Origin of the sequence: uncultured Nitrospira sp., assembly GCA_902500695.1 — a bacterium.
Classification (GTDB): domain Bacteria; phylum Nitrospirota; class Nitrospiria; order Nitrospirales; family UBA8639; genus Nitrospira_E.
This window is the reverse complement of record CABVRQ010000030.1, coordinates 21514-45187: the sequence shown is the minus strand read 5'-3', so window position 1 is coordinate 45187 and position 23674 is coordinate 21514. Positions and strand designations below refer to the sequence as shown.

Sequence of the window (23674 nt, the reverse complement as noted above, 5' to 3'; positions counted from 1 at the left end):
ATCCTATTCTTCAGGGGAGAGTCATTATCACGATAGGAAGATGATCCTGGTGAAGTTCAATGACCTGAATGCCTGCTCAGTGCATATTTCTGATGAAGGGAGGCGAAACTGGCTGGAGGTTGAGAGTCGGCCATTCGGGATCTAACCATCAGAACCCATGCGGGTTTGTTAAAAAAATCCGCCGTGCCTCCGCCGGAGTTCCGGCAGGCAGACCAGCGGCGTTCCCTGCTTCCGCCGGGCCTCCTTCGCCGAAGTCGGCTAGACGCGCACGCGCGCAGGCAGGTCGCCATTTTCCCATGCTCACGTGGGGGGTTGTACGCTCCCCGTTGAAAAATGGCTGTGCCCTTCCCTTCAAGAAGCCTCAGGAGAGGACGAACTTTTTTGAATCGACCCGAGGGTTTTGATACGTCGTGTCGCCGTGAGCAAATTTGCTCTTGGGAATCAGTATTATTCAACACTCCCCATATGCATAGTACGGGATGTAATCCAGGGGAATCCCTGTGGCGGATATGGTTGATCGTATCGAGGGGTGAGAGTCGGTGATGTCAGATGTTTCGGAACAAACCCAATGAACCATTGGCGGTAAGAGGAGGGATATCGTTGAAGGCGTATGGACGAAATATTTCAAGGAGAACGTCCATTCCTTACCGGGAGGTCCAATCTGGACCGGTTGCGACTAATTGTTCTAGGAGCCTGTCGGACTTAGGATGAATCGGCTGCAAAAGTGTCTAAGCGGTCCATATTTCGCCGCTTTCTTGGACCATAGTCCCACTATGGGCCAGCGAAATCGTCAAAATCTGGCCTCGCTCATCCGCTTTTTCGCTCTCGATCCCCTAAGTCCGACAGGCTCTTCGTGCCTTCAACCGATGCAGAGCATGGTCGCTTGCTGGTCGACACGAGAAGGGCACGTCAGCCCAGGATAGGGAATGGACTTAGGTGCGTCGTCTACTCATCGGCCTCTCCAATGTTGCATGATCATCGCATATGGGAGAAGCCGGCAAGAAACTTTCTGGTTATCTACTTCTCGATTTCTAATTGGCGGACTTTCGTGTGGAGGAACCGGACCAGATCATACTCGAAAGGAGAGCCAGTCTGGTAGTAGCGAAAGCGCAAGTCGTGGCGTACATCCACGGCCCACACCAGGGTTGCGGCGGAACTTCGATCAAGGTGGTCGTCAAAATTCACGGGTGTATAGAGGTAAAAGTACCGGGCCGCCGAATCGACCAGCAAGCCGGTGGTATCACGAATAGAAGACGGTCCGAAAATGGGGAGGACCAGGTAGGGGCCGGGATTCAGACCATAATGTCCAAGCGTTTGACCGAAATCCTCTGTCTGTTGGTGGATCCCTAACGGAGTGGCATGATCAAAGAATCCCCCGAGGCCGAACGTGCTATTGATCAAAATCCGTGACAGGGTGTTGAGCGTGACTTCCCCTTTAAGTTGAAGAATGGAATTCAACAAATTACGAAGGTCGGCGATGTTCGAGAAAAAGTTCGAAAGACGATCCTCGAAAAAATCCGGCATGACGGCTTCATATCCTTCGACGACAGGTAGGAACACATATTCATCGAATTTCGCATTAAATTTGTATATCGACCGGTTGAATCCTTCTATTGGATCATAGACATCAATCACAAAGCGTTCCCCGGGATGCACTACCTCCTCAATCGGGCGCCGGGCTGGTTCAATGATCCCCGTTTCAGCAACAGGAATCTCGCCGCTAGGTACGAGAAGTGTGGGATCTGTCTGGGATGGTTCAGACGCAGCCGCCATTGCCGCTGTCTCCTCAAGAGAATCTTGGGACTCTTGTATTCTTCGTTCCAAGACCAGAAACTGTCGATTGAGTTGATCGCGAAGATCGGGATAGTTTTCGTAATCAGGGCTTTGTGTGCCATTGGAGACTGGAGCCGATTGCGTTAGCGGTGGCTCCTTCACGCGGAAACTTACCGGAGTGGCGAGGACCGGAGCCGGTTTTGGATTGTTCTGGAGGATTTGGGGAGATTGGAGGTGGTTAAAGTATTCAACGATGTAGGCCAGGGTGGCATGATGCGCAAGATTTCCGCAATGCCCTCCTCGTGGATAGATTTTAGCCCGGGGGCCAAACACCGACAATAAATAATCCAGTTCACCCTCACCCAGAATGAAATCATCCGCGTTATGTAATAACCCGATTTTGGTGGAATGCTTCAGATACTCTTCCAGGCTGGCCAGGCTCAGGTTTTCGATGAGGCTTTGTTCGGTGAGCTCGGGGTATCTGATTTTGAAAAACGGGTAGAACATCTCACGGAAATAATCTAGAAATGTCACACGAGCAGACACTTTATAGTAGTCGGTCAAGGAATCGGTTGTAGAGAGGACCAGATTTTTCGGTTTGATATAGCCGGAATTGGTAAAAACGTCCGACGTAAAGATCATATTTGCTGAAGAAAGACGGAACGAAGTCCCGATGAGCGCTGCCATCACTGCATCGGCAGGTTGCCGATCCTGATAGGCGGTATACAAAAAATCTCCCGAGAAATTGACGAAGTCACCCTTCCGATACACTTCCGAAAACGCATGAAACACCTTGTCAAAAAACTCCGGAAACGTATCCGCGACTCCGGGAATATTGTTAGCCAACATGTCATCCAGGATCGAGGTCGAGGTATACAAGCTGACCGGCGGGTTGATCATGAGCACTTTTTTAAAATGAAAATCTCCCTGTTCCTCATCCAGCTTTGATACAAAGGCCGCCTGAGCTGCGCCCAGACTGTACCCGGTGAGATGAAATTCCGTGACTTGAACATCGCTTTGATGTTCCAGCCAGGCCAACCGCATGACCCGATACAAGTCTTGTGAATCTTCCAGGAGATGGCCGGGCATTCCCGTGCTGGAGGCCGAGACGATGAAATTCGGATGGGTTGGGGAAGACAGCGACAGAACATGGAAACCGGCTTGAAAAAAGGCGTGCTGCAGGACCTTCATTTTTTCGGAATTATAGCCGGCCCCAGTCCCGGCGATGACAAAGATTAACGGGGCGGGACCTTTCTGGCTGAGCAGGGAATATCGCAGTTTCTCGTCATACCAGAGGACGTCAGGGACCTTATGATCCAGAAATACCTTCAGTTCAAAATCCTTCACGGGGATTTTCTTTGGAAGCTCAGCCCTCAAGGCGATCGGTGTTTCCGCAACAGTTGCCGCATAGGGACTCAGGTCCGGATAATCATACATGGCCTCCTGGGCATGACTGATTCCCGACAAGCCCCATGCCATGATGACTGTCAAAGAAAGCTGAGCAACCTTGCGCATGCACATCCCTTTCATTTTCACCTATCCTTTATTTTTTATCGAAACACCTGAAATGCCGAAGAGTCGCCAACTTTGCCAGATGATTCAAGCCATTTTCAATAGAAAGACGAGGCTGTGTAGGCCAGGGGTCCGGTGAGAAGCTATCCGGACCCAAGCTCCGTCGAACGTCAAGCTATCCTGTTATCGATGGTTGGGTTCCATTTATCTGTTGCCCGGGAGTCTTAATCCTGACAGTGGTAGTCTTAAAAGGCAGGTTCAGTGTAACAGTTGCCTCTATTTTTATTCTGATAAAAAATGAAGTGCCATCTCTCCCTTGCTTCTTTCCTGGAAAGATTTTGATAAGGTATACTCCCGAGAACCATCCTGGTCCACCTAGTTGCCAATCATGTCAGATTCCTATCGATTCGGAGATTATCAACGTGCACGGGGGCATGGATACGAGGTATTCAGTTTCAATGCCTTGAATCCAACTATGGAACGGGATTCACAGGGGCATCCCTTCTCCTGCCAACTGCCTCGTATACACCTCACCGCTGAGGAAATTTTTAAGCTACTTCGACCCTATGTCTCAGTTCGATTCATGGAACAGGTCAAATCGGTCATTCCCCTTGGGCTGTATTTGGCGTTGTTCCAGATTTTGATTTTGCGCCAACTGGTCCAGGACTCCTGGGTGATCATGAGTGGCTTGTTTGCGGTGATCGTTGGATTAATGTTTTTCATGGAGGGTCTCAAGCTTGGACTCATGCCTTTTGGCACCATCATCGGCCAGCGCCTGCCCGAAAAATCACCGTTACCATTGGTATTAGGTATCACCCTTCTTCTTGGAATCGGTGTCACCTTTGCCGAGCCGGCTATCGGCGCATTGAAAGTGGCCGGCCAGAATGTCGTGGTTGAGCGTGCCCCCTATCTGTACGCTCTCCTGAATCACTGGTCTGGGGCTCTTGTGCTGGTGATCGGATTCAGTGTGGGCTTAGCGGCGGTTATCGGCACCATGCGGTTCTTATATGGCTGGAGTCTCAAGCCGTTTATTTATGGGGCCCTGGCTCCTGTACTCGCCTTGACGCTCTATGGAGCCTCTGACCCGGATCTGACCAACGTCCTGGGATTGGCCTGGGATGCCGGTGCGGTGACAACGGGGCCGGTCACTGTGCCGTTGGTTCTGGCATTGGGTATCGGCATTGCGGGGGCGGCCGGGAAAGGAGATTCAGGATTATCCGGTTTCGGAATTGTGACTCTGGCCTCAATTTTCCCTATTATTGGCGTACTGCTGCTGGCTTTCTACATTGCCTCCACGGTGACGCCCGCCGAAATTATTGCGGCTACCCACCACGCTTCAGGAGCGGTTCAAGCCGTTCCGTCCGCCTGGTATGAACGTAGTCCCGGTGTGGAAATTGTTTTGGGTGTGCGTGCCATCCTCCCACTCGTCTTGTTTTTATTCTTGGTCCTCAGGTTCATACTCAAAGAATCGCTCCCGAATAAAGGTGAGATTGTGTATGGAATTGCCCTTACCATCATCGGCATGTGTATCTTTAATCTGGGACTGACCTACGGACTCTCCCATTTAGGAGGAAACGTGGGGAGCCTGGTTCCTGCTGCATTCATGTCTCTCTCGGAGGTGCCTAGCTCACCTATTTATGTCTATTCAATAGGGTTGATTCTTGCACTGGTTTTTGCCTGGGGTCTTGGCTTTGGGGCGACCGTAGCGGAACCGGCCCTGAACGCGCTGGGTACCACGGCTGAAAATTTGACCAATGGCGTCTTCAAGAAAAAAACGTTGATTGTGGCGGTTTCACTGGGCGTTGCGATCGGGATTGCCACGGGTTTAGCCAAACTGATTTTTGATTTGCCGTTAGTCTGGTTGGTTCTAGTCGGGTACCTCTTGGCCTTTGTGCTCACCATTGTTTCCAGTGAAACCTTCGTCAACGTGGCCTGGGATAGTGCCGGTGTAACCACCGGACCCATTACCGTTCCGCTGGTCTTAGCCATGGGATTGGGGTTTGGTAATGCCACTCATGCTGTGGAGGGCTTTGGCATTCTTGCCATGGCCTCCATCGGTCCCATTCTCACTGTATTGATGACCGGTCTTTGGGCAGAATACAAAGTCAAGGCACAAGCTCGTGCGGTTATTAAACCGGAAGTCGGTTCACAATTAGAGGAGGTTCAATCCATCGTATGATTAGGAGTACGAACATGACGTATCTCACGGACGTCGCCATGATTACCTGTGTGGTGCAATCAGGTGATGCCGACGTGATTGTGAAAGCTGCCCGAGATGCCGGGGCAACGGGAGTATTGGTCCACCAGGGCAGGGGAATAGGGATTCGCGAACGGTTGGGAGTATTGGGGATTGCTGTGGATGCCTCAAAGGATATCATCAGCGTCTTGGTCTCTTCCGAACAAACCGACATCGTGGCTAGTAACATTTTTAAGGCCGGGCAGTTTGATACTCCAGCTAGAGGTTTCTTATACATCACGCCATTGGAAAAGGTCGCCACCTATATTCCAGAGGCTGTGAGGGAACAACTGCGACATAAAGGGTCAGTCCTGGAAGGATCATGAGCGCCGGACAAGTTTCCGATCATTTGATGCCCCTTGAGCCTAGTCAGATCATTACTTGTGTTCTTCCGGATGACGGCACGGACAGAGTATTACTCAGGACGTTGCGTGAGGGGAAGGGCATTATTCGTGCGGACAGTGTTTCCTGCCGAGGGATTGCTGCTCTTCGGGAAGCTTTCACGAAAAAGGGCCGTTTGCCCGAATCAACTTTGGTCAGAATGGTTCATATTGTTGTTTCGGTGACAGAAGCCGAAGCGTTGTTCGAGTACATCTATGAAACAGCCCGTATCGGCTATCCTGGGGGTGGGATGTTGCTCTTGAGCAAGCCTGTTATATCCACTCCTTACTCTATTCCCGAAGATTGATACCACTTACACCCCAAACAGAATCACTATCACCATGGAAAAGAGAACGTATCTCTTTTTTGCCTTTCACAAATTCAGCGAAGCCACCTCATTCCAGCGTGGTTGGACCCTTGTCTCGTGGGCGTCCTGAGCGTTGAAGATTGAAATTTTTGGCACACTTGTCTCATTCACCCCTAAGGACCTTCGGACGACCGTCCTAGCCGGTTCTGGAACCTTAGGCAATCTCTCCCAAAATCGATCAATGTTTTGCCAAGGATTACTATGGGAGTAGTCCGTTTCAGCTGGATCACATGGCGAAGCCATGAATTTTTCCCGCATTGATTCCCTCCCACTATGGTAAACATATTCCCATTATCGAATGGGAATATTCAGATACTGACCAATGACAAAATCTCCTTAGGCCATGGTGAAATCATGAACGGTGGTATGGGAATCCGAGTCGGTCACGGGAGAACCCTATGAGGGTTCACCGAGTTGTTCCCGAAGAAAATTCGCGACATGGGAGCATTCAAGCTGCCTCTTATCGGTTAGTGGATTTTGAAAATTGTTATTCCGTCGAGTAACCGACGAAGGACTCTGCCTAAGCCACTCTGGTCCTTCATTCCCCCAGATTTTTTTTCCAGGTTTTGTCCCGCATCATGGCAAGGAGAATTAAAACTCCACCAATGATGGCCCCAACCCCAAAAATTTCAAAGATATTGATCCCCCCGATGATAGGGCCTTTAGAAAGAGCCATAACAATCGAGGTTCCGATGACCAGCGCTGAGGTTATCGCAGCCACCGCCAGTCGACTGACGGCTCGTATGAGCACGTGTTTGAGTTCATCAAGCTGAGTCAGTTCTATACAAAATTTTAGATTTCCGGTTTTGACGGTATAGATTCCACGGCGTATCTCCTTGGGTATGTCAGCGAATAACTCTAAATATTGTATGAGAACTTTGAGACCGCGTTTCCCGAGTGCTTTGGGAGACAACTGGTTGAGCACAGCCTCTTGAAGGGTGGGCTGTATCGCGACCATCATGTCAAAACCAGGGTCAAGTTTCTTAAATGCCCCTTCCAGGGACACAAAAACTTTGAGAAGCATTGCCTGATCGGGAGGCATGGTAAGATTGTTATTCCGGACCAACCCTAACAAGTCCCCTACCATAACAGACAGATTCAAATGTTCCATGGATCTTCCGGAATACTTGCCCAGAAATTCATCAACGGGTCCCAAGAGGTCACCCGGGTCTTCTCCTTCCCGCTCAGACCATTGTAAAAGAATCGTGCAGAGGCCCTCGGCGTCATTTTGTAACAATGCCTGCAACAGTCTCATGATTTGTTGTCGCCTGATTTCAGAGACGCGTCCAATCATGCCAAAGTCGATGAAGGCGATACGTTCACCCGGCAAAATGAAAAAATTTCCCGGGTGGGGATCCGCATGGAATAATCCATCAACCATAATCATTTTGAGCACAGCATTGGCCCCCGTCTGGGCAATGCGTTTGCGGTCCATCCCTGCTTCATCGATGGCTTGAATATTCACCCCGGGTATCCCTTCCACAAATTCCTGCACGCTAATGCGTTCCTTTGTCCATTCCCAGAAAATCTTGGGAATCACGACCTGGTCATTGTCCTCGAAGTTGGCCGAGACTTGCTCCGCATTCTGCCCTTCCGTCATAAAGTTCAGTTCATTCTGCAAGGATTTCACGAATTGCTGAGCAACTTTTTGAGGATGATAGGTGGCTAGTTCCGGAACGTTATTTTCTGCTAACGAGGCCACGTATGTTAATAGACGCATATCGGCTTCGATCTTTTCCCGGATTCCGGGGCGTTGAATTTTGAGTACGACTTTTGTTCCGTCTTTCAACGTGGCCCGGTGAACCTGGGCCATGGAAGCGGCAGCCAGTGGTTTGGTATCCACCTCTGCGAAGAGGTCTTCAAGGGGGGCTCCCAAGTCCTCTTCGATCTGAGGGCGAAGCTCTTCGAAGTCCAGTAGTGGTGCCTGTGATTGGAGTTTTTCAAATTCACTGATCCACTCAGGTCCGAATAGGTCAGGGCGAGTGGCCAGGATTTGACCAAGTTTGACAAACGTTGGCCCGAGTACTTCAAAGAGTTTCCGTATACGCTGAGGACGTTCAAGGTGGGCAATATCCTCTGAGTGCTTCCACCCCATAATCTTGCCTGCCTGTTCAGCTGCGGCTTCAAGCCCCATTTTTTTAAAAATATCGCCGAATCCCGCGATACTGAATGCCCTGACGATTTCATGCATCCGACCCAGGTCGGCCATTTTAGATTGGAGCCCCATCCTCAAGTCCTCCTTACGATTTCCATGTTTTTTGTGCTATTGAGTTTCTCTGCAGGATTTAGCCGGACCCCAAAGACAAATTTTGAAAAGTGCCCATCCTTCAGAAAGAACGGTTGAATGCTTCTTTGATGTCCGTCATCACCTGGTTCATTGTTGTTCCAATCTCGATTTCTGCATAGATATTGGCTGTATTATTGTCATATTATGTGAGGAATAAAAAGGAAAGGCAAATTGTCGGAACTGATCATCGAGTTCTGTAAACCGGGAAGAGGAAGCTATTCTTTCTGAACCCCCTTTAGCCTTTTTGCGGGTGCAATCGTTCTTCATTTCAATGGAATAGGTGTTTGCTTTCTAGCAATCTTGGTCCTAACCTTGAAAATCTAATGCCAGGTGTATTTTCAATAATGGGTTTTTTATCAGGAGGGGGAAATGACTATGTGGGTTTCATCTACCGGGAATCTTTCTTTTTTATTTCCTTCGGTAAAGAGAGGTTTTTTAAAATCTGAGTTCGCGATCGTGGTTGAGGTGCTGGTCAGTATCTGTTTGATCCTGGTGGCCTTCTCCAGTCCTGCGATGGCCGTTCCCACGGCCGAGGAATTGCTTAAGGCCTTGCCTCTCTCCGACGGTGAACGGAAGGATGTCCTCAAGGGAGAGATTGTGCGATTTACGACCGAAGAAGGCTCAGATCGGGAACTGGCGCTGGGAGCCGTTTTGTTGGTGCCGAAGACCCCTGACAATTTACTTCCGCTCTGGCGCGAGGCCGTCGTATTTAAGCTTGTCGGCGCGGTGACTGCGTTTGGCGAGATCCCTGACAAGGCCACAGTAAAAGACTTTGCAGGAGTGAAATTGCAACCTAATGGGGAAAAAGAAGCCAAACGCTATCTCGAAGCTGAGCCGGGCGATACGTTAAATTTGGACCAGAAGGAAATCTCCGCTTTTCAGGCCCTCAAGGCCAAAGGCGGATCCCAAGCTGAAGTCGAGGCATTGGTGCGGGAACTATTACTGGCGCGGTACCAATCCTATCGCGAAAAAGGTCTGTCAGGCATTGCTCCCTACGCTCGTGGTAAGGACGAGATGTTTGAATTGAGTCAGGATCTTCTTCTGGCCACCAATGAGGCAAAACTTGTCGCCAAATACTTTCCCTCCTTTCATCAAATCTTACTTAAATATCCAGCCATCCAGGCGAAGCAACTCGAGACACGGTTTAATTGGGCCAATGTTGATGTGTTTAGCCGTCCGACATTGGTCTTGAGCCATCGAATGTTATTCAATGAGGGCGATGCGTATGTAGTGGTTGATCGACACTTTTATGCCAGCCACGAATATAACGGCCTGCAGTCAATCGGGGGCGCACTTCCCACGAAAGAGGGTGCGCTGTTGGTTTCCCTCTATCGTATTTCCACCGATGGAGTGGCAGGTTTCGGATCCTCGACAAAGCATCCAGTTGCCCGTGGGTTGATGGGCCCCTATTTCGAAGAAATCTTTGAAGGCATTCGTAAGAAAACGGAATAATCACACCGCACGGTACTTAAAAAAGAGAGGGGAGGGGATGAAGCAACGCCATTTCCTTCCCTTTTTTTTTAACTTGAAAATTCCCCGTTAGCTTGCTGCGGGGTTCTTCATTAGTGAGGAAGGAATTTTTGATATCCTCCTATCAATGAACATTAAAAATACACATCGTGAAATCCGGGGAGGCTGAGGGCTCGTGGGTTCTCACGAACATATATAGGCATTATTGCGCTAAGGAATATTATGCTGTCCCAGGTCGTTCTCATTAAAGCTAGTTCGCATTCAAATGTGAGAGGACACTAGTATTGTTGGTGGATGCCGTTATCAATGCCCAGCAGAACGTCGAACCGTTCACTCGGGGTTATATCCTCAGATGTGGAAGGAAGCTGGAAGGGAGTGTCGAAAATGTTGGAATGAGGGTGTTCAACGAAAATGGTCATTTAAGAAAAACAACATGGACAACAGCAGCCAGCGAATTCCTCAGTCAGGTTCGACGGGAGAGATCTGGGCTTTCACAAAAGGCGACAACTAATGCATTCCCCGATTCAAACATTACACATGCTCAAAGTCGGAGTGATAATTGGAGTGTTATTTATTTTTCCAATGGCAAGTCCTGGAATGACCAAGGCCATCACAACCCCTCCTCCCGTGAGTGGTCATGAACTTTCAATTCAATCCATCACACCGGCTGATGTGTTCGCACGTGTCCAACTGGTTCGGAAAGAACTGGACGACATCCGTTTTGAAATGGGGAAACTCAAGAGTCGAGAAGTAGGCCTCCTGGTTGAAGATGCGACTCCGCATGAGGTGTTCTTTCAAGCCAAAACGCTTAATCAAAAAGTGGCCCGGTTGGTAACGGAACTCACCGAAGAATCAGAGCCCACTGAAACAGAAGGAGACCCGGGCGATATCCGTCCATTTCATGTATGGAAAATGATCGATACTTCTCTACATCGAATCCTGTCTCTTAAGCAGCAACTCGGGCTTCCTCTGACTAATAGTGAAGCTTTGGCCGATGCAGAAACTCCCCCGAATCAGGTCTTTTTTGTTATTGGATTGGCGAATACTCAACTCAATCTTTTACTGATGCATCAATTCTCTCCGAGGGATGCTGCAGAATTGGTCAGTCTGGGCATTGAATACACCACGCACCTTTTGCGGCAATTTCCTCATGCTCCCGGGCCTGCTCCTCTCCCTTCCCTTGAACGAGGGCGCAAGTCATGGAATAGCTATGATCATCTCATTGATTGCTATATGGTGTTAGGAAGCATCGCCAGGGCCTCCAACATTCAAATGTTAACGTTGGCCCCTCAAAATCTTGACCGTCCCGATATTCAGTCAAATGATGTCTACGATTTAGGCACCCTGGTCATCTCTGAACTCGCGTATCTACATGCCCATCTTCCTCATACGTCTCCCCCCCAAACGGTCAGACTTCATGGTCCTATCTTGCCTTCTCATGTGTATCAACAGGTAGGTGGACTTCTGGCTCAATTGCAGGTTTTACAAAGACAGGTTCAATCTCATCCTGATTGGATGCAATCGACTGTTCGCCCTTGAGGCCGGAGGCACTCGATCACCTATGATGACACGATCCATCAACGAAAATCCGGGGCGACAGACCTGATAGATGTTTTTGTGTTGTGCCAAAGGACATTCATGAGTGCGAAAGAAACACAGAAGACATCATCAGGAGAACATATCGATGAACAAAATTTTATTGTGTGGTTCTTATTCCTTCTACTCATGATCATCTTGAGGTTCGGAGTCTTTACAGAGGATGAGCCTAAGCCGATTTCCCCGTCTCCTCAATTCTCGAAATTCCGTGAATCTGCCTCAAATATGGGTTCCAATGCTTTCGCCGACTCTCATTGGCCGATCTCTCAAACCTGACAAGCTTCCCAACATGTCGCTTCGCTACAACCGGCGAATTCGAACTCGGACGAGTTCCAGGATACCGACTTATCGTTTGTCACACTATACGCACAACAATTGGATCAGCGGCTTTAAGCGTATCCATAATACTGGGAGCCTGATTGTAGAGCACTGGTCAGGCAGATCGAGAATCTGTGGTGGGTTAGTAGAGCGGTATGACTTGCGATATGGGTTTTTCTGCTACTTATCGGAAGCGTACGGTCATTCAACTCAGATCTCTGTTCACCCTGCCAGCGATCCTTGAAGTAGGGACTGGTTTATCCCTGGGCCTGTCGCCGTGGATGCCGGGTCGTGATTCTGGTTGCTGCTCAGCTCGTTTTCTTAGCGCGTAGTCGAGCCTCGCGTTGCAGGAGCCGCACTCTTCTCCCTTGGTCCCGCCTGCATGGCAGGCTGGCGTGATGCACAGAGCCAGGCGTAGGGTTGAGCGCAGCCATTTTGTTGTATGACATGGCTGCTGCTGTTCTTGAATGGGTTTGGGATAATATGGCCCCGGCCTTTGGCCGGAGGTTCTGCTGCACGTTGAACTGAGGGTATGGTGTTTGGTATGCCTTGGGAACAAGCGGGTGATGGAAGAAATGGTTTTGAGAAAAAGTTTCTTCTCTATCTGGAGAGCCATTCTGGATCGTTTGCCAATAATTGTTCCAGTGCTTTCAACTGATGAAGAAGGACGGTAGCTTGCTGGTAAACCAGGGAAGGGAAGGTTCGTCCCGGATAAGAAATGGGCTTTAGAGAGTCGTGCTTTTTCAGGTGTGTATAAAAAAAGGCGAGATCCGAGACCAGGAGGGTAGCCATATCATAGACGTCGCTTGGCTCTAATTGCTGAGAAATGCCCACACTTTTTGCGGCAGGCAGATCAAGATGAAGCACCGGAATGCCGGACTGTTGCGCAACCTTTTCCAGAATGGCATAGCACTCAACCAAGCGAAGGAATACATCGGCCGGCTGTTTGCCCCTCACTAAGGGGGGAGTCTCCAAAGTGACGGTTGATGGGGGAAATCGGGACAGCAACCGTTTAGCATACTGGCTGGCCAGAAGCACTTGTTGCGACACATCACTGGGTGAGAAATGGCGTTCCTGTAGCAGGTTGAGTTGGCGATTGGCTTGTACAATCGCGCGTCCGGTTTCTGTCAGACTTGTCGCGGAATCCTCGGGGCGTTCCGAAATGATTTCCTTCAGACCTAACTCCTCCTTGATGGTCAGAATACGAAGGTAGCTCGCGTTCACCATTTTCCAGATATGCAGAGGTGCAAGAGTGGAAAGCGAGATGGGCTCCGGGGGAATTCCTGTGCTCCCGGTGAGTTCCAACGTGAGACGATCGGCTTTATGATAGAGGGTCAGAGCTTGGAAATAGGCTTCATGGGAGTGGATATTGGTGGCGATGGCATCGGACGGGGTTACCAACGGTTTTCCCATTTCAAACCGGATCAATTCCAGGGTATCCCGAAGCAACTGAACACGGGCCAGGACATCCGCAGGCGTGATTTCTTCGAGGGAAATGGAATGTCCGCTAACGGGTTCGGGTACATTCAGGCTTCCTTGGCTTGAGGCCAGGACTGCTCCCATCCCCACAATGAAGAAGAGCGCCAAAGCGAATAGGCTTATTCTCATGGCTTGAATACGTTTATCCACTATTCTCATCCCTTCTTGCGTCATGCGAAATTTTACCGGCACTTACCTTACGAGCGTTGTTTCTATTGCGATTGGTCCATGGCCTTTTTCGCTTCTTCGGGAGTCACGACACCTTCCTGGATCAAGTTCTGGAGCGCACCTTGAAACGCATGAGAGGCCGTCTTTCGAATGCCTCTCACCCGTAAGACCGGAGGGTACAAGCGAAGAAGGTCCGGGTTTTTGATTTCGATGGGGAACGATTCACTTTCCCCGTATGGGGGGAGTTCTGCCTGACCATCAACAGGAACCCGGAAATACGGTTTCCCATCCTCAGTATTCCCATCGGTCCCTCTTATATCGAGACTGGTGGTCACATCACGGAGCCGTGCCATTTCCTGGATTTTGTCGACGACGAGGATCAGCGAGTCGGCATCGATGGGATCACCGGTCTGATTTTTCACTCGAACCAGATAGCGGACATCACCTCGAGAGGAAAGACTTCCCCCCGAAAATAATTCGCCTCCGCCTGAAAAGCTTCCTCCTGAATCATAGGTGAGCAATGGAATGACTCCTCCCGTGAGATCCACGAGTTCGCCGTTCGAAGAATCTCCATAGGCTTTTTCACTGTCCCATCCATAACTAAAAAGAAACAGCAGCAGGCATGCTTGAGCAAGACACCTAAGACTTTCCCTATCCGGCCATGGAATCATCATGGGGGCATCATACAAGGAATGTGATGAACCCGCAAAGGTACGTATGCCCATCTACTCCGCAAGATCCATCTCTTGCTTTTGGTGTACAGAAACCGAATCAGGTCATATTCGTATGAGATTCTTTAAGCTTGCCCTCCAGGTCCTGGACTTGTTGATCGAGTCGAGCTTGGAGGTTGAGAGAGGATGTCTGCGAGATTCTTCGTGAAATCCCAGGGATGGGAAGATCATCCAGGACCGAAGCCTGATGCGTCTAAGCCCGAGCAGCAATCGGTGTGGGTGTCGGATAAACCTTACAGGTTTTCTGCCCAGGTTGGCGGGGAGGGGGTTACGAAAAAAAATGATACAACCCGCCGTGGCCCGGTGGTTCCGATTGTCGCAATGGCCTCCGCGGGGATAAATTTTCGCACGTGATTCCAACCCCTTTATGAGATAGTCCAGTTTGCGGGTCTCCAGGAGACTATCATCTATGTAAAAGCCCGATTCTTCTTGTACGCTGCAGATAATCTTCCCGGCTGGCAAGGCTAAGGTTTTCGATGAGTCGCAGCTCGGTCATCTCCGGGTACCTTCATTGATAATACGGAAAAAACCGTTCATGGAAATAATCCAAAAATGTCACCCGATTGGACACTTTGAAATGATCCGTAACTGAAACGGTCGTGGAAAAGACCCAACTTTTGGATTTGATATATCCTGAATCAGTCAGGAGGGCAGAGGTGAAAATCATGTTGGCCGATGAAAGGCGAAAGGAAGTTCTAATGAGCACAGCCAGAATATCCTCGGAGAGTTGCCGGTCTGTGTAGGCCCGATATAAACAGTCTCTGCTCAGACGCATAAAAATTCCATGCCGGTATTCTTCTAAACCAGCGTGAAACATTTTGTCGAAAAAACCAGGAATTTTACCTGTGCCATCGTGGATATTGTTAGCCAACATTTCATCAAAAATGGAGGTCGAGGTGCACAAGCCCCAGGCGGATTGATCATCAGAATTTTTGGGAATTGGAAAACTTCCTGCTCCTCGTCAGGCTGAGACGAAAAGGTGGTTTGGGCTGCGCCCAAGCTGTATCCCGTGAGATAACACTCTGTGGCCTCGTTTTGTGTTGAATGTGTTCTATGGATAGCAAATTGTAACTTTAAACTATGGCCATCCATGTCGGTCTTCATCCTCCTATCATCCCTAAAGCACTGGTCTGATTCAGACTCAAGCCATATTGAAAGTTTCTGTGCTTTTGTGAAAGGGAATCATATAATATGGTTCGAGGAAAAACACTGTGACCTATAATCCCCAATAGACCGGAGAGGGCCATGAAAATTGAGATGTCACTGTGTACACCAAAATGAAATCATCCTGTTCGAACCCAACACCAATCAAACAGGCATTGAAATTGGTAAAGCTCTTCCATTATTGCGAACTTTGTCATCGATGGAAATCAATCCAAAAAACTTATGCCACAGTCCTATCTGAAACGAATTCTTGATGCCCGCATTTATGACCTCGCCATCGAAACACCATTGGATGAGGCTTCGCTCGTTTCCGAACGCATGGGTAACCATGTGTTGTTGAAAAGAGAAGATTTACAACCTGTGTTCTCGTTCAAAATTCGTGGTGCGTACAATAAATTGTTACAACTCACCGATGAGCAGCGTGCGGGTGGCGTCATTGCGGCATCGGCGGGCAATCACGCACAGGGTCTGGCGCTTGCGGCGAAGCACATGGGTGTGAATGCCACCATTGTCATGCCAAGAACAACACCCGCAATTAAGGTGGATGCTGTAAAACGCCATGGCGGGAAAGTCGCGTTGTTTGGCGACGCATACGATGACGCGTCAACCCATGCGCAAACATTGTTGAAAGAAAAAGGCCTGACGTACATTCCGGCCTACGATGATCCGGATGTTATTGCTGGTCAGGGCACTGTTGCAATGGAATTATTGCGTCAGTATCCCGCCCACATTGATGCTGTATTTATTCCTGTCGGTGGGGGTGGGTTGTGCGCAGGCATGGCCGCGTACATTAAATATGTGCGACCGGAAATCAAAGTGTTTGCTGTTGAACCAGAAGACGCGGCCTGCCTGAAGGCGGCAATGGAAGCACAGCGCAGGGTGATTTTACCCCAGGTGGGCATATTCGCCGATGGTGTTGCTGTGGCGCGAATCGGCAAGGAGCCGTTCCGTGTGCTGCGAAAAACTATCGATGGTGTCATCACTGCCAACGCAGATGAAATGTGTGCGGCCATTAAAGATATCTTTGAGGACACCCGCTCTATTGCCGAGCCCGCTGGAGCCCTATCGCTGGCAGGATTGAAAAAATATGTGACGCAGACCGGCTGCAAGGGCAAAACATTCATCGCGATTGATAGCGGGGCCAACATTAATTTTGACCGTTTACGATATATCAGCGAGCGCACAGAAATTGGCGAGGGTCGGGAAGCAGTTCTCGCAGTCACTATCCCCGAAAAGCCTGGAAGCTATATGAAATTCTGCAGCTTGATGGGTAAGCATTCGATTACCGAATTTAACTACCGATTTGCGGATAATCGTGATGCGCATATTTTTGTTGGTCTGCAAATCTCACCGGATAAAAACGATCGCGAAGATATTATTTCGCTCTTAACGGGAAAGGGTTATCACGTCGTTGACATGACTGACAATGAAGTGGCTAAGCTGCATATTCGCCATATGGTGGGAGGGCATGCGCCCCAGGCAAAGGATGAAATCGTATTTCGCTTTGAATTTCCCGAACGACCGGGAGCGCTCTTGAATTTTCTCACCAAGCTCGCCTCCCGCTGGAATATCTCCATGTTCCATTATCGCAATCACGGTTCTGCCTATGGCCGTGTGCTCGTGGGCATGCAGGTGCCTACTTCGGAACGCAAACAGCTTGATGCTGTTCTGAAAGACCTGGGTTATCCCTACCGGGATGAAACTAAAAATGAAGCCTATCAATACTTCTTAGGCTAATCGGGGGAGAATGAGTTTTTCCAGGCCGATCGCTCGATATGTCCGACATGAAGTTCAGTCTGCGCTCAAAGCCTCGGGTATTGAATCTATGATGAGCCGGAATGGGAATTGTTGGGAAGGGGCTGCGTCATCTAGACGAGATCATGATTTAACCTGTGTGAGGAGAAACGTCGGATATCGGCAGGTAAGGATCCACCCGGAGAAGCCGCAATTCTGTCTCGCCAGGGAAGAATCTCAAGTGATCCTTAATTAGACCAACCGTGCCTTCCAGTCCACGGCGCTCAATCGGGTGTGAAATGGAGATATCACTTATTTGTGCATCGCAGGGTTTCGTTTCCGTCGGACCAAGCGTGGGTGACCCATACTTTCAGACGTGTGGCCGAAAAACGTCAACCGAGGTGGGCTTATCTTCCACTCCGACATAAGCGTGCAGTACCGAAGGCGAGCATATCGCCAAAACTTTGGCAATAGTCAGATCGGGTAAATAGCCGACGGAAAGGTAACTGTTGGGATTATGCCCCGATGGAACGGCTATTCCAGGGTCTTAAAAATAAGTAGATATCGACAGGGGGCTTTTCTACTCTTCAGGAGGGCAGGCATAGTATTGGCGAGTTTCTCATGGGGTTCCTTAATCAAAAATATTCCTGAATGGTTGCAACAATGATGTCACTTCAAAGTGAGAAGAGCTTCTCTGGCAACCACGGAAGCCGGTGTCCCAAAATACTTGACCACGACAGGCCGGGTTCTGTGCCTATCGAAGTCTTGGGCAACCGGCGCCGTTGCTATTCCGTCTCGACTATCTGACTGAAATTGAGTTTGAGGTTAGGGACAATGTTGCTTAACCTAGTGTGGACAACTCCAGAAAAAATCAAGGGAATTTTAATGACTCATCGGTGGGCTCCATTTTTTATTTGTGCCACTATTCCTATCCTACCCCTATGGGCTTACTTCTCTGATCAACTCCTACAAGAATCAATTTCTGTTAGGAGTCACAGCATCACTCTATGGTTAGGTTACTTTGCTTCCTGGCTGGCTTCAGTAGGAATGTCTGCCTTTCTTGTTTGCAGAAGTGAACTCTCCCCAAAAGGAAATGGTTCCAATTTCATTTTTTGGGGGTTCCTTACTTTACTCTGTATTCCTTTCATTTTAGTTGAAATATGGGTGTTTTCTAGTCCACACATTCCCATCAGAATTTTTCTGCTTCTTTCTCTGACCAGCTTTTTCCCCCTTGTTTTTTTTCTGGGATGGGAGTTAATTATCAAAAACCTGGTCGCCGGAGCATCATGGGTTAACCTCGTTGTTCTCCCGGTAAGCTCTGGACTCCTTACCCTTATTCTTTTTGAAGTCTTCCTTGGCAGTGGTTTGCGAAAGCCAGATCCGGTTCAAAAAAAATTAGCTATGAATAGTCCGGATCGGTCCTATTGGTATTATGCCCGATATAAGGAAGATGGAGTAGAAAGAGTAAATTCCTATGGGTTCGTAGGGCCTGAACCTAATCCTCAGATACCTGAGGAGAGGGTTCTCATTATTGGTGATTCCATTCCAGCTGCTGAGCGCTACCCTAGGAATTTTCCTACGATCTCCCAAGACGAATTTAACAAAGAATTTCACCAGGAGAAAAAACTTGAAATTATCAATGCCAGTATTGCCGCTTATAGCGTGGAACAGATTTACCTGTATTATTTAGAAAAACTTAGAGGCCTTCCCCACAATTATTTAATCTTTAGCTTTTATCTGGATGATGTTAACCGAAACCTTCGTTACCGAAAAAATAATCGTTTGTATTCTCCGGATTGGGCTGAGTGGCAACAGGATGTCTATTGGCAATGTTATCTTTGCAGGCGCCTCTTGAGTCTCTGTAATGTGTCGGATCACCTATTTCTTAATTATCGGAAGAAAACTTACGAGGAAGCCTTCCCGGAGGCATTGAGAATTCTTGAAAAAACCCGCCTTCTGGCAGAATCACGCGGAGCCAAATTTGCCGTTTTAAATATCCCTCGTTTCACTTGGGAGGGGATACTTCCGAATGTTGAAACGTATCAATATTTCGAGATGAACCAGGCTTTGGAACGGTGGTGTCTAGGCAAAGGAGTGTCTTGCTACGATACCTTGCCATTGCTGATTGGGAAAGAAATTTCTACTATGAGGAGGAGCAGGACAGACATTCATTTTACTTATTTGGGACACCAGGTCGTCGGCCTTGCCCTAAAGGACTTTCTTGCTTCACTAATATGGCCTGACAAAACCACAACAGGTCCTGGTGAATTGGTATCGGGCAGGTAGATGAGGAGCAGTCTTGCGCAAGAGTCGAGACTTCGCCATTTGCTAACTCCAGCAATACAAAGAGTGGCATCGTTGGATTGGCTCCCAATGAACTTCCTCCGAATCAGTAGACACTCCTATACTTTAATTTAAAGCATGAGGCTGTTCAGTTCCGTCCGTACATTCGGAAGAAGTTCACCTGATTCGAGTGAACCTTATACATCCGCATGGAAGCTTAATGATGTATGAAGCCCGGATTCAGTCTGACCTAAGATTTTTGTTCTTCCGACAATAGCATGGGTAAACGTCGTAAATGTCCCCTCCTAAGACCCCCTCCTCTGTAAGGTGGGTCGGTAGTTTCTTTACTTGAAATTGGCAAGTGGAAACATGAATGCTTTCAGAAACTTCATGAGCTCCACCTCACCTTTCATGCCTCTCCCGGATGAAATCCTCTTTGGAATGAAGCCCTTTATAAAGGGAAGAAATCACAAGTTAGCACTCTCATGAAAAAAAACCCATTAATACAGGGTGCACGTAAGGAAAACAGGGGAAAACCAACATCGTGAATGTGCCGATCCCCTGGGTTATTGCGGGGATCATTCTTCCTGTCGTTAAAAAATTAAAACGCCAATTTGGCGCCAAGCCACGTGTTCAGGTTTTTTAACCCCTTCTCAAAACTCTCTTTCCGATGGGACCCCTGAAACCCGGCCGTTAGCTGAAGGACCTCGTTCACCCGGTACCGAGAGGCAATGTCGCCCTGGATCACATTTTCATGTTGTCCCTTGCGTTCATCGCCCTGGATACCGGTGGTCCATCCGTTAAATTCATAATGAAGTCCCATCTCCAAGCCAAGACGCTCTGTGATCTCATATTCTAATTCTCCGGTCACGAAATGATTGAAGTAAGAGGTATCATCTTGTAGCTCCGGTTGCTTCCGTCCATCCGCCAACCCTCGCTCATAATGGTAGCCCAGAGCCAATCCGATTTTCCGCATGGGTTTCCATTCCACGTGCGTCCCGATAGTCCAAAACCTGGTATCCCGTTGCTTAAAGGGTTTATCGTATTCCCGCAATCCATAGCGGCCATAGAGAATAATCCGGCCATCGTCCACACCGGGGATTTGTTGAGCAAGTCCTCCTGCCCAATAATTGGTGGTGACCTCTTCATTTTTTACTTTTGGTGGATTTCCGTCAGACTCCTCAAGTGGCCGCACCTCATTCTTTCCTAAAAACAGATCGGGTCCGAAAAAATAGCGCATGAGAAGGCGCGTGGAGGAGGTCAGATCATGGGAGGCCTCTACACTCAGGGATCCGTGGTTGAATTGAGTATTGTTTGTAAACACAAACCCTTGTCCGCGGATGCCCAATTGGGTAGGTCGACCCAACAACGAGAAGGACTTCGTAATGTGAGCCATGGGTTCATACACCACATCGTCCCCTTGGTTAGCGAGAAGGCTATCAATAACCGGTTGAGTGGGGTCCTGGTTTCGACTCAGCCGCCGGGTCGAGGAGAACAGGGCCGCATCGTCGGTATAATAGACATTGCTTTCGCCAGTGACCTTCCACTCGGCAAACAACGGAGGCGAAAGGAATAGAATTAGAATGACAAGGGATACAAAGAGGGGCATGTGAGCAGTCTCTCCTGTGTCGATCGGTCTCAAGAACATCAGTCGTCGGACATCTATCTTTCTTGCGTCATACCTGCGTGTCTGGGGCAGGTATTCATTTGAGTATACACACAGATAAATTCCCGATTACTAATGGCAGGAATGACTTCTGTGGCTGGGTTCCTTATTGCATGTGTTGGGAATGTCCTGGGGGGAAAGATTTCCAATTTAACATTACAGGAAAAACGAGATTGAAGGCGCACTGTTTGCATGAAAAAATAGAAAGTCGCGTTTCATTTTCAAAAAATTTCGTATGCTCACACTTCATCAGACATAGTCTGAGCGCCAATGGTTAATTGTTTACAGTTCAGGCCCAACGTCCCTTCAGCCGGAGAATGTTGGGGAAGACGCCAGGTTTTTATAAGGTATTTATTCACACCGGTACAATCACAATCCCACCGCTCATTCGTCTTCCTTGAGGAGGTAGGTAGGACCTGAAGGTCGCGAGTCGAAAAGGGTGAGAGGCGTCTGCTATAGTTTTGTGCCAGGAAACCGGAGCTGTCAGAAAGCACCCTGGACGGCCACCAATTTACACTTCTGATCGTCGCGGTGGGACTAGGAGCCATCATGGTTTCCCTTAATCCCGTCTATTTCAAGGAGATTGATATTCTCACGGCAGAATGAGAAGTTTTACAAGGGAGGACATCGGGCTTCAATGAAACGGAAAATTCAATAGCCAATGTGGCTCTCACCAAACAGAGGGCGGAAATCGGTCAAAGATTTGAGTCCCTCGCTCTGAGTCTTTGACATGCCATGATACCTCTGTGATGAAAATACCGGATCCGAATTCGGGAATGCGGTGAATATTGTAAAAGAAAGGGTATTACTAATGCGATGTCTCATGGGGTTTTTCGTTTTGTTGTCATTGCCGGTCTTCTTCGGGTGCTCCAGTATTACTGTAAGTTCTGATTATAGGGAGTCCACGGACTATAGTGAGCTAAAGACATTTTCCTGGATGCTGAAAACGCCGGAAGGAGACATTGATCTTGGTGGGGCCAATCAAATGGCCCGGCAAAGGATTCAGGACGCGGTCGCAGCCGAACTTGCAAACAAGGGATACATCGAAATTATGGCTGGAAAATCAGATTTCCATGTGACCTATTATGTCGGTAAAGAAGAGAGAGTTCAGGTCGAATCTATGCGAGGTCCGCTAATGAGGCCATACGGGGGAATGGGTATGGGCTATACAGAAGTTTATCATTACGAGGAAGGGACGCTCATCATCGATCTGCTTGATGCGAAGCCGCCGCAGCATATTATCTGGCGTGGGGTTGCTAAAGGCGTGGTGGATTGGCAGGGAACCACGGGAGGACAAACCGGGCTGATCGATGAGGCAGTCCAGAAAGTTTTGGCACAATTCCCGCCTAAACGATCTTGATGAGGCACATTCAGCTTGTGTGGAGTTTGATTGCCCAAGGGAACTCTTAAGGACTTTTCTCCAGCATAAGAGACATTGACCCAAAAAACAGGAAAGCCCTTTCCTTTGTATAGGGATGAATGGTAGCGCGGCATGAAGGGTACGAGTCGTTTTCGGTTTTAAGGCCGTCTCGCCATTTGGCGGGGAAGCTTCACTACATCTTTCTGATTATGATATATTTTCCTGGTTTCTAGAAATTTTACTTACAGAGGAGGAACCCATGGAAGCTGTCATTGGTGGTGTTGTGGTCGGAGCTGTCGTCGCAGTGGCTGTTCCCTCGATTGCGTCTGGAATAGGTTCGGTACTGCGCCCCCTCGCTAAAGGAATGATTAAGGGAGGCCTTGTGGCCTACACCGCTGTTTCAGAAATGGTTTCTGAAACCGGGGAACAATTCAATGACTTTATTGCTGAGGTAAAAGCGGAAATCGGGAGCAACGATAAAAAAATGACGCGGGCTAAATCGCAGCGTGCTTGACCACAGACTTAGCCCAATCTTCTCAGGCAATAGCCTCCTAAGCTTCCGGAAATTTCATTCAGGAAGCAGGTGGGGTTTTTGCCAATAATGAAATGGGGTCTGGGGTGGTTTTTGAAGCGGTTACCTGGTGGTCGTTAGGTACTTATCTAAGGGCAGGCTTCAAAGGCAAGATGCGGAGGACATATACTGTCCCAGTGGAGTTCCTCATTGCCAGTTTGAAGTATAGGACCACATCTTACACTTGACCGATCCATTTACCGGTACCTGCATTGAATCACCCATCTGAAATGGCGGAACTTTACGGTCACTTCTCCTTGGTCTTGGGAGTTCGGTCATCCTGACCGGGCTTTTTTCCACAATGAAAATATTCACCCGAATACTCACTGCTATATAAATGCCTCTGTAGAACGAATAAAGGAAGAGGCAACCTGGCGGAGGGGTTAGCTTCTCTGGTTATAGGTAGTTCGAAGCGAAATGCGAGTTCCCCGAGATCTTTATCGAATGTTAAAAAGAGACGATCCTCTTTCTAATCAAGTGTAAGGCCTTCCTCGCCGGAAATTCCTGGTGTGTCGATTTTGTTTGCCATGGGCTCAATCATAAATTCTATAAGCAAGCGCGTCCCTTTAATGACAGGT

At 48.7% G+C, this 23674-nt stretch carries 15 protein-coding genes; 9 read left to right on the top strand and 6 right to left on the bottom strand.

From position 1 onward, the window contains the following. Positions 1-1017 precede the first annotated feature (1017 nt). A complete protein-coding gene (locus AAH187_RS09620) occupies positions 1018-3303 on the bottom strand; it encodes a VacJ family lipoprotein (protein WP_342348238.1) in 2286 nt (761 codons plus the stop codon). 370 nt (positions 3304-3673) lie between these two features. Here AAH187_RS09620 and AAH187_RS09615 point away from each other — a divergent pair, with 370 nt between their 5' ends. Genes AAH187_RS09615 through AAH187_RS09605 form a run of 3 tightly spaced genes read left to right on the top strand, consistent with a single transcriptional unit; the run spans position 3674 to position 6209 of the window. Beyond that, on the top strand, positions 3674-5464 hold the full coding sequence (locus AAH187_RS09615; protein ID WP_342348237.1) for a DUF1538 domain-containing protein: 1791 nt from the start codon (positions 3674-3676) through the stop codon (positions 5462-5464). Between the two features lie 14 nt (positions 5465-5478). Next, on the top strand, positions 5479-5847 hold the full coding sequence (locus AAH187_RS09610) for a P-II family nitrogen regulator (protein WP_342348236.1): 369 nt from the start codon (positions 5479-5481) through the stop codon (positions 5845-5847). Continuing rightward, entirely contained in the window at positions 5844-6209 is a 366-nt protein-coding gene (locus tag AAH187_RS09605; protein WP_342348235.1) for a hypothetical protein, read from the top strand. The genes AAH187_RS09610 and AAH187_RS09605 overlap by 4 nt, the downstream gene beginning before the upstream one ends. A 598-nt stretch (positions 6210-6807) precedes the next feature. On the opposite strand, the gene AAH187_RS09600 is transcribed toward AAH187_RS09605, so the two are convergent. Then, positions 6808-8496 (bottom strand): AarF/UbiB family protein, encoded by a 1689-nt coding sequence (locus AAH187_RS09600; RefSeq protein WP_342348234.1) that lies wholly within the window; start codon positions 8494-8496, stop codon positions 6808-6810. 429 nt (positions 8497-8925) lie between these two features. On the opposite strand from AAH187_RS09600, the gene AAH187_RS09595 reads away from it, so the two are divergent. Together AAH187_RS09595 and AAH187_RS09590 are read left to right on the top strand one after the other, a co-directional pair. After that, positions 8926-10008 (top strand): hypothetical protein, encoded by a 1083-nt coding sequence (locus AAH187_RS09595; RefSeq protein WP_342348233.1) that lies wholly within the window; start codon positions 8926-8928, stop codon positions 10006-10008. 528 nt (positions 10009-10536) lie between these two features. Next, on the top strand, positions 10537-11565 hold the full coding sequence (locus AAH187_RS09590; protein WP_342348232.1) for a hypothetical protein: 1029 nt from the start codon (positions 10537-10539) through the stop codon (positions 11563-11565). 975 nt (positions 11566-12540) lie between these two features. On the opposite strand, the gene AAH187_RS09585 is transcribed toward AAH187_RS09590, so the two are convergent. From AAH187_RS09585 to AAH187_RS09575, 3 genes are all read right to left on the bottom strand, one after another. Then, positions 12541-13569, bottom strand: a complete 1029-nt coding sequence (locus AAH187_RS09585; RefSeq protein WP_342348231.1) for a hypothetical protein — start codon at positions 13567-13569, stop codon at positions 12541-12543. 62 nt (positions 13570-13631) lie between these two features. Then, on the bottom strand, positions 13632-14261 hold the full coding sequence (locus AAH187_RS09580; protein WP_342348230.1) for a hypothetical protein: 630 nt from the start codon (positions 14259-14261) through the stop codon (positions 13632-13634). Between the two features lie 565 nt (positions 14262-14826). After that, positions 14827-15093, bottom strand: a complete 267-nt coding sequence (locus AAH187_RS09575; protein WP_342348229.1) for a hypothetical protein — start codon at positions 15091-15093, stop codon at positions 14827-14829. A gap of 611 nt (positions 15094-15704) precedes the next feature. Here AAH187_RS09575 and ilvA point away from each other — a divergent pair. Both ilvA and AAH187_RS09565 read left to right on the top strand, forming a co-directional pair. Beyond that, complete coding sequence (gene ilvA, locus AAH187_RS09570; protein WP_342348228.1) at positions 15705-17219, top strand: threonine ammonia-lyase, biosynthetic; 1515 nt, start codon at positions 15705-15707, stop codon at positions 17217-17219. 1161 nt (positions 17220-18380) lie between these two features. Then, complete coding sequence (locus AAH187_RS09565; RefSeq protein WP_342348227.1) at positions 18381-19502, top strand: SGNH/GDSL hydrolase family protein; 1122 nt, start codon at positions 18381-18383, stop codon at positions 19500-19502. Between the two features lie 598 nt (positions 19503-20100). Here the strand turns inward: AAH187_RS09565 and AAH187_RS09560 are convergent. Next, positions 20101-21108, bottom strand: a complete 1008-nt coding sequence (locus AAH187_RS09560) for a hypothetical protein (RefSeq protein ID WP_342348226.1) — start codon at positions 21106-21108, stop codon at positions 20101-20103. 868 nt (positions 21109-21976) lie between these two features. Here AAH187_RS09560 and AAH187_RS09555 point away from each other — a divergent pair. Both AAH187_RS09555 and AAH187_RS09550 read left to right on the top strand, forming a co-directional pair. Continuing rightward, on the top strand, positions 21977-22525 hold the full coding sequence (locus AAH187_RS09555) for a DUF4136 domain-containing protein (protein WP_342348225.1): 549 nt from the start codon (positions 21977-21979) through the stop codon (positions 22523-22525). Between the two features lie 259 nt (positions 22526-22784). Beyond that, positions 22785-23039, top strand: coding sequence for a DUF5132 domain-containing protein (locus AAH187_RS09550; protein ID WP_342348224.1), 255 nt, complete (start codon positions 22785-22787; stop codon positions 23037-23039). The last annotated feature ends 635 nt before the right edge of the window (positions 23040-23674 follow it).

Excerpts from the sequence above, each read along its gene's own strand:
- AAH187_RS09620 (WP_342348238.1), bottom strand. The coding sequence starts at position 3,303 with ATGAAAGGGATGTGCATGCGCAAGGTTGCTCAGCTTTCTTTGACAGTC.
- AAH187_RS09615 (WP_342348237.1), top strand. The coding sequence starts at position 3,674 with ATGTCAGATTCCTATCGATTCGGAGATTATCAACGTGCACGGGGGCAT.
- AAH187_RS09610 (WP_342348236.1), top strand. The coding sequence starts at position 5,479 with ATGACGTATCTCACGGACGTCGCCATGATTACCTGTGTGGTGCAATCA.
- AAH187_RS09605 (WP_342348235.1), top strand. The coding sequence starts at position 5,844 with ATGAGCGCCGGACAAGTTTCCGATCATTTGATGCCCCTTGAGCCTAGT.
- AAH187_RS09600 (WP_342348234.1), bottom strand. The coding sequence starts at position 8,496 with ATGGGGCTCCAATCTAAAATGGCCGACCTGGGTCGGATGCATGAAATC.
- AAH187_RS09595 (WP_342348233.1), top strand. The coding sequence starts at position 8,926 with ATGACTATGTGGGTTTCATCTACCGGGAATCTTTCTTTTTTATTTCCT.
- AAH187_RS09590 (WP_342348232.1), top strand. The coding sequence starts at position 10,537 with ATGCATTCCCCGATTCAAACATTACACATGCTCAAAGTCGGAGTGATA.
- AAH187_RS09580 (WP_342348230.1), bottom strand. The coding sequence starts at position 14,261 with ATGATGATTCCATGGCCGGATAGGGAAAGTCTTAGGTGTCTTGCTCAA.
- AAH187_RS09575 (WP_342348229.1), bottom strand. The coding sequence starts at position 15,093 with ATGCGTCTGAGCAGAGACTGTTTATATCGGGCCTACACAGACCGGCAA.
- ilvA (WP_342348228.1), top strand. The coding sequence starts at position 15,705 with ATGCCACAGTCCTATCTGAAACGAATTCTTGATGCCCGCATTTATGAC.
- AAH187_RS09560 (WP_342348226.1), bottom strand. The coding sequence starts at position 21,108 with ATGCCCCTCTTTGTATCCCTTGTCATTCTAATTCTATTCCTTTCGCCT.
- AAH187_RS09555 (WP_342348225.1), top strand. The coding sequence starts at position 21,977 with ATGCGATGTCTCATGGGGTTTTTCGTTTTGTTGTCATTGCCGGTCTTC.
- AAH187_RS09550 (WP_342348224.1), top strand. The coding sequence starts at position 22,785 with ATGGAAGCTGTCATTGGTGGTGTTGTGGTCGGAGCTGTCGTCGCAGTG.